The following is a 2,814-nucleotide window of genomic DNA, read 5'->3' as shown; positions in this document are numbered from 1 at the left end:
TGGTCGGCGCCCTGGTTGGCGAGGTGGCCGACAACATCGAGATGCGTGCAGTGTCCGTCATGGTGTCACTCCTCCGACTGGCCGTCTTCAGCCATTGGCACGGCGTAACCAGGCCTGGGTGGCTTGTTCATCACTCTGGCGTTGCTCGGCGGTACGTGCCTGTAGCGCGGCGCTCAGGCTGGCGCGGTCCGCCAGGCCCTGCCAGGCCGCGTGGGTCTGCTGTTCCTTCACCAGCCGCTGATGCTGATGGTGCGTCTGGGTCTGTTCCTGGGCCACCCGCATGCGACATTGGGCAATCGCCTTGTCCAGCGAGGCGATGAAGGCCTGATAGTTGTGCCAGCTGGCCGGGTCCAGCCCCTGAGTCAGGCGTGCCTGCATCTGCTGGCAGTAGTCGAGACGGTATTGCTCGAGGGTGACCAGTTGCTGGGCGGCGGTTTCCTGACGCTGACGCTGGCTGGAGAGCTGGCGCGCAGCGCCATCACGCCGGCGCTCGCTCAGCTGGGTCAGGGTGTCGAAGCGTGACGATGAGATGGCCATTCAGTAAGGGTTCCCGATCAATGACAGGTGAAGGCGGCCATCATGGCTGGGCCAGCAGTTGTTCGAGCATGTTCGTACTATCGGCAAGACTTGCGTGTTGTGTAGTGCCTTGTTGCAGGAAACGTCCCATCGGCTCGTGCAGGCGCACCGCGGCGTCGAGCACCTTGTCGTTGCCGGGCTGGTAGGCGCCGATGGCGATCAGGTCCTGATTGCGCTGATAACTGGAATAGAACTGCTTGAAGCGACGGGCGCGGGTGAGCTGCCGCTCTGGCGCCACCGCCGACATCGCGCGGCTGATCGAGGCTTCGATATCGATGGCCGGGTAGTGGCCGCTTTCCGCGATGCGCCGTGACAGCACGATATGCCCATCCAGAATTGCGCGGGCACTGTCGGCGATGGGGTCCTGCTGGTCATCGCCTTCGGTCAGCACGGTATAGAAGGCGGTGATCGACCCGCCGCCACGCCGGCCGTTGCCGGTGCGTTCCACCAGCGCCGGCAGCTTGGCGAAGACCGAAGGCGGATAGCCCTTGGTGGCCGGTGGCTCGCCGATGGCCAGGGCGATCTCGCGCTGGGCCATCGCGTAGCGGGTCAGCGAATCCATGATCAGCAGCACATTCTGGCCCTTGTCGCGCAGGGACTCGGCGATGCGCGTCGCGTAGCTGGCGCCCTTGAGGCGATGCAGCGGCGTCATGTCGGCCGGCGTGGCCACGACCACGGCGCGCTTGAGGCCTTGTTCGCCGAGAATGTTCTCGATGAATTCCTGCACCTCGCGGCCACGCTCGCCGATCAGGCCGACCACGATCACATCGGCATCGGTGAAGCGCGCCATCATGCCCAGCAGCACACTCTTGCCGACGCCAGAGCCGGCGAACAGCCCCATGCGCTGGCCACGGCCGACGCTCAGCAAGGCATTGATGGCGCGAATGCCGACATCCAGCGGCGTGTCGATGGGCGCGCGCTCCAGTGGATTGAGCGGGCGGCTCTCCAGCGGCGCATGTTCGACATCTTCCAGCGGGCCGAGGCCATCCAGCGGACGGCCCACGCCGTCGACGACCCGCCCGAGCAGCGCTTCGCCGACCGGATAGCGTCGCTCGCCGACATTGCCATGCCCGAGGGGAAACACCCGCGCCCCCGGTGCGACGCCGCTGAGCGGGTCGATGGGCATCAGGTAGAGGGTCTGATCGGCGAAGCCGACCACCTCGGCCTCGGCCGGCGGCAGGTTCACACCCAGCTCGACCAGACAGCTGGCACCCACCGGCAGGCGCAGGCCGACCGCTTCCAGCACCAGGCCGGTCGCGCGTACCAGGCGGCCATTGCTGCGCTGGGGCTCGAGGCTCTCGACGCGCTCACGAATGGCGCCCAGCGCGCTGCGCCATTGCTGTGCGGAAGAGGTGCTCATGGCGTGTCACTCATGTGCGATCTCCTGCCAGCTCAGTGCGTGCCTGCTCTGGCTGTGCATGTTCTGACGACTGGCGTTGCACGATGCGCGAGCCGCTGGCCTCATCCTTGCCATGCAGGCTGCCGTCGGCGCTGCCGCGATGGCGCAGCTGGCGTGACAGCATCTCCAGGCGGCTCTCGAGGCTGGCATCGTGACAGCCGCTGTCGGCTTCGGCGCGACATCCGCCGAGGCTCAGGCTGGCGTCCGGCAGACATTGCCAGCCCAGCTTGGCGAGCTGTTCGCCCATCGCCTGCTCGACGCGCGGCAGATCGTCCGGATTCAGGTAAAGACGCGGACGGCCGATCAGCGGCGGATCCGCCGCCAGCAGGCTGCGCACGCTGTCGATGATGTGCTCCGGATGGGCACGAAATGCCTCACGGGCCAGATGCTGTCCGACGCTGATGGCCAGTGCCGCCAGTTCATCGCTGATCTGCTCATCCAGGCACGCCAGTGATTGCTGCAGGTTCTCGATCAGCGGTGCCAGCTGAGCGGCCTGCTGTTCGAGTGCCTGCTGGGCGGCCTCGGCCTGACGCGCCGCCTGCTCGGCGGCTTCCTGCCTTGCACGCGCCAGACCCGCTTCATAACCGGCTTTCTCGCCCGCGGCATAGCCTTCGTCACGCGCCGCCTGTTGCTGCTGTAGCGTCTCCTGCTCGAACGTCGAACGGGCACGCTGCGCCATGCGCCGAATCAGGCCGACATCCGGCGCCGCAGTGTGCGGCATGCCGGCTTGAAAGCCGCCACCCGACTGGGGCGACGCGGGCTTGCCATCCAGCGCGTCAAGTTCCAGCGGCTGCCACTGATGCATGTCATCGCTGCCTGCCACGTCGCGCTCGGCCCAC

The 2,814-nt window shown here is 66.9% G+C and carries 3 protein-coding genes; all 3 read right to left on the bottom strand.

The window, feature by feature from the left end:
• Nucleotides 1-87: 87 nt before the first annotated feature.
• Nucleotides 88-537: a flagellar export protein FliJ gene (gene fliJ, locus AC4FAH_RS13140; protein ID WP_192838831.1), complete on the bottom strand. Its 450-nt coding sequence runs from the start codon at nucleotides 535-537 to the stop codon at nucleotides 88-90.
• Between the two features lie 40 nt (nucleotides 538-577).
• A complete protein-coding gene (gene fliI / locus AC4FAH_RS13135) occupies nucleotides 578-1,936 on the bottom strand; it encodes a flagellar protein export ATPase FliI (RefSeq protein WP_485396567.1) in 1,359 nt (452 codons plus the stop codon).
• A 10-nt stretch (nucleotides 1,937-1,946) separates the two neighbouring features.
• The coding region (locus AC4FAH_RS13130; protein ID WP_490246176.1) for a FliH/SctL family protein at nucleotides 1,947-2,814 on the bottom strand (868 nt) is incomplete at its 5' end.

The organism is Cobetia sp. (genome assembly GCF_983723665.1).
Note: the sequence above shows the minus strand (reverse complement) of the source record. Positions and strands in the feature narration are given on the sequence as shown.